The sequence below is a fragment of the Devosia geojensis genome (assembly GCF_000969415.1).
In the GTDB taxonomy this organism is placed as follows: domain Bacteria; phylum Pseudomonadota; class Alphaproteobacteria; order Rhizobiales; family Devosiaceae; genus Devosia; species Devosia geojensis.
Genome location: NZ_JZEX01000059.1, coordinates 48,261 through 54,260, shown reverse-complemented (window position 1 = coordinate 54,260; position 6,000 = coordinate 48,261). Strand labels below are relative to the sequence as shown.

The 6,000-nt window shown below is 66.4% G+C and carries 5 protein-coding genes; all 5 read left to right on the top strand.

What is annotated here, in order from left to right:
• Positions 1-488 precede the first annotated feature (488 nt).
• The 5 genes from VE25_RS05875 (at position 489) to VE25_RS05855 (ending at position 5,912) form a co-directional block, all read left to right on the top strand.
• Entirely contained in the window at positions 489-1,976 is a 1,488-nt protein-coding gene (locus VE25_RS05875; RefSeq protein WP_046107659.1) for a replicative DNA helicase, read from the top strand.
• 16 nt (positions 1,977-1,992) lie between these two features.
• Complete coding sequence (alr, locus tag VE25_RS05870; RefSeq protein WP_046107658.1) at positions 1,993-3,129, top strand: alanine racemase; 1,137 nt, start codon at positions 1,993-1,995, stop codon at positions 3,127-3,129.
• Positions 3,126-3,641, top strand: a complete 516-nt coding sequence (locus VE25_RS05865; protein WP_046107657.1) for an AAA family ATPase — start codon at positions 3,126-3,128, stop codon at positions 3,639-3,641. Before alr ends, VE25_RS05865 begins: the two co-directional genes overlap by 4 nt.
• Before the next feature lie 82 nt (positions 3,642-3,723).
• On the top strand, positions 3,724-5,112 hold the full coding sequence (gene radA, locus VE25_RS05860) for a DNA repair protein RadA (RefSeq protein ID WP_046107656.1): 1,389 nt from the start codon (positions 3,724-3,726) through the stop codon (positions 5,110-5,112).
• Between the two features lie 161 nt (positions 5,113-5,273).
• Positions 5,274-5,912, top strand: coding sequence for a CvpA family protein (locus tag VE25_RS05855; protein ID WP_046107655.1), 639 nt, complete (start codon positions 5,274-5,276; stop codon positions 5,910-5,912).
• Positions 5,913-6,000 lie beyond the last annotated feature (88 nt).

Genomic DNA, 6,000 nt, shown 5'->3' with positions numbered 1-6,000 from the left:
GTGGCAGGTCGGGCGGTTCACTCGTGGCCACGGGACCGTCTCATCTGCCACCGGGTTCTGGGAGCGGGTGTCTGCCGGGGGTCGCCCCGGCAGAGGCCGAAGTGGCGAGGACGGGCGGTCATCCCAAACAGCGCAAAGACATCGCTGGGCCGTCTCTTGTCGCCCCGGTCAAGAAATCCCCGTGCAACGGGCGGGTGAAAGCCCACCTTTCCTTTTTGAAGCTTCGGTCCCCGGGTATAAGCCCGCCCGTTGCCGCCCACCTTCAACCGCAGGCCACAAGGCCGGGCGGCTCTTGCGCGCGCCTGCGAAAAGCCATCTGGCCGAATCGCCCTGCCCCGGCCATGAAGATCTGCAACGCTGTGATTCGGCGTTCCCCGATTTGCCCGGTGTTCACAGGCACCCATGCACCGCAGTCCCGCGCGGACGCGTGGGCGTCGACTTGCCGGGGCCTGGTGGTTAAAGAACGTTAAGGTTTGGAGAGGGCGAGAATGGCGGAGGTTCAGAGGCTGCACCCGACGGCAGAGGAGAAATCCTTCCGTCTCGCCCCGCACAACATCGAGGCCGAGCAGGCGCTGCTGGGCGCCATCCTCGTCAACAACGAGGCGTTCTACCGCGTCTCGGATTTCCTCGAGCCCGAGCACTTCTACGAGCCGATCCACCGCGAGATCTACGAGGTCTGCGCCAAGTTCATCCGCGCGGGCAAGTCCGCCGACCCGATCACCATCAAGACGCACCTGCCCGACGCGCTGACCGCCGACATGACCATGCCGCAATATCTGGCGCGGCTGGCTTCGGAGGCGACGACCGTCATCAACGCGGCCGACTACGGCCATGCCGTGCACGACCTGGCGCTGCGGCGGGCGCTCATCCTCATCGGCGAGGAAATGGTCTCGACCGCTTACGATTCGGAGGTCGACCAGCCGCCCGAAAAGCAGATCGAGGAGGTGGAGGGCGCCCTCTTCCAGCTCGCCGAGAAGGGCCGCTACGACGGCGGCTTCCAGCCGTTCAATGCGGCGCTGACCGAATCCATCCGCATGGCCGCCGAGGCCTACCAGCGCGACGGCGGGCTTTCGGGCATCGCCACGGGCCTCACCGAACTCGACCGGCAGATGGGCGGCCTGCAACGCTCGGACCTCATCGTGCTGGCCGGACGTCCGGCCATGGGCAAGACCTCGCTCGTCACCAACATCGCCTTCCACGTCGCCAAATCCTGGCGCAACGAGGTGCAGCCGGATGGGCACAACAAGACCGTCGACGGCGGCGTCGTCGGCTTCTTCAGCCTGGAAATGAGCTCGGAACAGCTCGCCACGCGTATCCTGGCCGAGCAGGCGAGCATCTCGTCCTCCGACATAAGGCGCGGGCGCATCCACGACAGCCAGTACAACAAGCTCGTCGACACCTCGAACCTGATGGCGCGCATCCCGCTCTATATCGACGACACCGGCGGCATCTCCGTCGGCCAGCTCGCCGCGCGCGCCCGCAGGCTCAAGCGACAGAAGGGCCTCGACCTTCTCGTCGTCGACTACCTGCAACTGCTCTCGGGCTCGGCCAAGAGCTCGAGCCAGGGGCGCGTGCAGGAGCTGACCGAGATCACCACCACGCTCAAGGCGCTCGCCAAGGAGCTCGAGGTGCCGATCATCGCGCTCAGCCAATTGTCGCGTCAGGTCGAGGCGCGCGACGACAAGCGCCCGCAGCTTGCGGACCTGCGCGAATCGGGCTCCATCGAGCAGGACGCCGACGTGGTGATGTTCGTCTATCGCGAGGAGTACTACCTCAAGAACAAGGAGCCCAAGGAAGGCACGCCGGAACATTTGACCTGGCAGGGAGAAATGGAGAAGGTGCACGGCGTCGCCGAAGTGATCATCGGCAAGCAGCGCCACGGCCCCACCGGCTCGGTGCCGCTTTCCTTCGAGGCACAGTTCACCCGCTTCGGCAATCTCGCCCGGGCAGACTATCTGCCCGAACGTATGGAATAGGATGAAATAAGCGGGAATGGCCGCAGTCACGACGGGTCTTGGGGGCCAGCTGACCATCGATCTCGGGGCCCTGGCCCGTAACTGGCGCGCGCTCGACACCGTTTCGGCGGGCGCGCTGACGGCGGCCGTGGTCAAGGCCGATGCCTATGGCATGGGCATCCCCGAATCGGTCAAGGCGCTCTCGGCCGCCGGCGCGCAATTCTTCTTCACCGCCACGGTCGACGAGGCGCTCGCCGTGCGCGCGACCCTGCCGCTGGCGCATATCTTCGTGCTCAACGGACTCTATCCGGGGGCGGCCAATCTCTACGTGCGCCAGCGCCTCATGCCCGTCCTCTCCTCGATGGCGATGCTCGAGGAATGGCTCGCCAAGTGCATCGAGCGGAACGAGGCGTTCCCCGCCGCCTTCCATTTCGATACGGGCATGAACCGGCTGGGCTTTCGCCTCAACGAGGCGATCGCGGTGCGCGAGCGCATCGAGCAGCTCGGCTTTTCGCCGCAGATGATCATGAGCCATCTCGCCTGCGCCGATCAGCCCAACCACGAGAAGAACCGCACGCAACTGGCGCTCTTCCAGTCGATTCTCACCCATTTTCCGCAGGTGCCTGCCTCGCTTGCCAATTCGGCCGGGCTGATGACCGGGCGGGACTATCACTTCCAGATGGTGCGGCCGGGCATCGCGCTCTATGGCGGACGGGCGGTCAGCGGGCGCAAGAACCCGATGGCGAACGTCGCGACGCTCCACGTGCCGATCCTGCAGGTCAAGGAAGGCCGCACCGGCGAGACCGTCGGCTACGGCGCGACATTCACCCTCTGGCGCGAAAGCAAGCTCGCCATCATTTCGCTCGGCTATGCCGACGGGTTCTTCCGCGCGCTCTCGGGCACCAATTCGCGGCCCGGCGGCAAGGTGTGGCTGCGCGGCAAGCTCTGCCCGGTGATCGGGCGGATCTCGATGGACCTGACCATCGTCGACATCACCGACCTCGGTCCCGACCTGCCGGCGCCCGGCGAAGGGGTCGAGGTCTTCGGTCCTCACATCAGCGTCGACGACCAGGCCGACGCCTGCGGCACCATCGGCTATGAGCTGCTGACCGCCATGAAGGGGCGCTACACGCGCAACTATGTCAGCGGCGCCGGCGACACGCCTCAGCAATGAACCCCGTCTACATCATCACCGGCGCCATGGCGGCGGGCAAATCCACTGTCGCCAAAGCCCTGGTGCAGCGGTTCGAAAGATCCGCTCACGTCGGCGGCGACGCCTTCCTGCGCATGATCGTCAAAGGGGCGGCCGTCATGGGGCCGGTTCTCGACGCGGAGGCGCGGGCCCAGCTGACCCTGCGGCAGGAGATCGCGACCGATGTCGTCCGGCGCTACCACGCCGCCGGCTTCGCCGTCGTCTACCAGGACATTCTGATCGGCCAGGATCTCGTGGCCGCCGTCGATCGGCTGGCCGACCTCGCGCCGCGCGTGGTCGTCCTCGCGCCCAACCCGCAAACATTGGCCGAGCGGGACGCCGCCCGAGCCAAAACCGGATACGTTCCCGGCTTCCCGCCCGAGGTGCTCTCACAGGCATTGGCCAACGAGACGCCGCGGATCGGACTCTGGCTCGATACATCCGAGCTCGATGTGGACGAGACGGTAGCAGCTATCCTGCATCACCACTGGTAGACCAAAGTTCGTGTTTTGTTCTTGAACGCATGAGCGCGAAAAGCTAGCCTGCGTTCGATTCCACGGAACAGGACGCCTGCCCTTGGCCAAATCCCGATCCTCCTTCGTCTGCCAGAACTGCGGAGCCGTCTCGGCGCGCTGGGCCGGGCGGTGCGATTCGTGCGGCGAATGGAACACCATCGTCGAGGAGCTGGTCGATTCAGGCGTCGGCGCCGGGCCGAAATCGGCCAAGGCCAACGGTAAGCCGACTCAGCTGGTGCCGCTCGCCGGGGAGACCGAGAGCGCGGCGCGGGTGATGACCGGCATCGCCGAGCTCGACCGGGTGACCGGCGGCGGATTCGTCAAGGGCTCGACGCTGCTCGTCGGCGGCGACCCGGGCATCGGCAAGTCGACGCTGCTGCTGCAGTCGGCGGCAGCGCTCGCCTCGCACGGGCGCAAGGTCGTCTACGTCTCAGGCGAAGAGGCGGTGGCGCAGGTGCGGCTGCGCGCGCAGCGACTGGGACTCGGCGAAGCCGAGGTGCTGCTCGCGGCCGAGACGAACGTGGAAATCATCCTCGCGACCCTCGAGCATGGGAATGCGCCGGACCTCGTCATCATCGATTCCATCCAGACCCTGTGGACCGACCGGGTCGAGAGCGCGCCGGGCACGGTGACGCAGGTCAGGACGTCCGCCCAGGCGCTGACGCGGTTCGCCAAGAAATCCGGGGCGGCCGTGGTGCTCGTCGGGCACGTGACCAAGGACGGGCAGATCGCGGGTCCCCGGGTCGTCGAGCACATGGTCGATGCCGTGCTCTATTTCGAGGGCGATTCCAGCCACACGTTCCGGATCCTGCGCGGCGTCAAGAACCGATACGGCGCGACCGACGAGATCGGCGTCTTCGAGATGACGGCGCTTGGCCTGAAACAGGTCGCCAATCCGTCCGCCCTCTTCCTCGACCAGCGCGACGAGGGCGCGGCCGGCTCGGCGGTCTTTGCCGGCATGGAGGGCACCCGCCCGATCCTCATCGAGATTCAGGCGCTCGTCGCCCCCTCCCCGCTCGGCACGCCGCGGCGGGCGGTGGTCGGCTGGGATTCTTCCCGGCTCTCGATGGTGCTGGCCGTCCTCGAAACGCGCTGTGGCGTGCGGATCGGGGCCAACGACATCTACCTCAATGTCGCGGGCGGCTTGAAGATCAACGAGCCGGCCGCGGACCTCGCGGTTGCGGCCGCGCTCATCTCTTCGCTCACCAACTCGCCCTTGCCGCCGGATTCCGTCTATTTCGGCGAAATCTCGCTCGCAGGCGGCATCCGCCCGGTGGTGCACGCGTCGCTGCGCCTGCGCGAGGCGCAAAAACTCGGCTTCCGCTCGGTCTCGACCGGACGCCTCAGCGCCGCCGACCGCACGCGGGACCTGGAGGTCACCGAATATTCCGAGCTTGCCGAGCTCGTCGGGCGCATCGCGGCTGGAGGCCAGGTGCGCGAGGAGGCGTAGCCAAAAGCTATCCCCGCGCCCTCGGCATCGACGATCATCTGTGGTGAAGGATGATGTGCGATGCTGTCGACCTATCCGCCCAACCGCTTGGCATTCCCGCGCAAAGCCGCTAAACGTCCGGCAGCAAGACTTTGGCAACGAATTGGGCAGGCTCTTCTGACATGCTGACTGCTTTCGATGTGGGCGTTGGGATTCTGGTGCTGATCTCGGCAATCCTGGCGACCGCGCGCGGCCTCACCCGCGAGATCCTGTCGCTTGCCACCTGGGCGGGCTCGGCCGCCATCGCCATCTACATGTGGCAGTACCATCCCGAGATCGCGCGCGAATACATCGCCGAGCAGGTGGTGGCGGACGTGGCGACGGTGGTCGTCACCTTCATCGTCTCGCTGATCGTTCTCCACCTCATCACCATGCGCATCGCCGATTTCGTCGTCGACAGCCGCATCGGGCCGCTCGACCGTACGCTCGGCTTCGTCTTCGGCGTGCTGCGCGGGCTCCTCATCGCCATCGTCGTCGTGATCTTCGGCCTCTGGCTCCTGCCCAACAACCTGCCGCCGTGGGCGGCCAACAGTCAGAGCCTGCCGCACCTGCGCAACATGGGCGATACGCTCATCTCCATGCTGCCCGAGAACCTCGAGGAGCAGGTGACGCGCGTGCTGCGCGGCGGCACCGGGATCACCGAGGACGAAGCCGATCCGCAGGGACCGCTGGACCAGGGCACCGATTCGACCGAAGATGGATCGCCCCTGCCCGAGCCGCAGAACATGGAGCCGACGCCGAACGCCAACGTCGGCGCGTGAGCACGGCGCATCGAAAGGCAAGGGCATCCCGCTTGAAACCGAGCGGGATGCCTTGAACTTTAGTTTACCGCGTCTTCGAACCGGAAAA

Coding starts and splice junctions, on each gene's coding strand:
- VE25_RS05875 (WP_046107659.1), top strand. CDS start 489: ATGGCGGAGGTTCAGAGGCTGCACCCGACGGCAGAGGAGAAATCCTTC.
- alr (WP_046107658.1), top strand. CDS start 1,993: ATGGCCGCAGTCACGACGGGTCTTGGGGGCCAGCTGACCATCGATCTC.
- VE25_RS05865 (WP_046107657.1), top strand. CDS start 3,126: ATGAACCCCGTCTACATCATCACCGGCGCCATGGCGGCGGGCAAATCC.
- VE25_RS05855 (WP_046107655.1), top strand. CDS start 5,274: ATGCTGACTGCTTTCGATGTGGGCGTTGGGATTCTGGTGCTGATCTCG.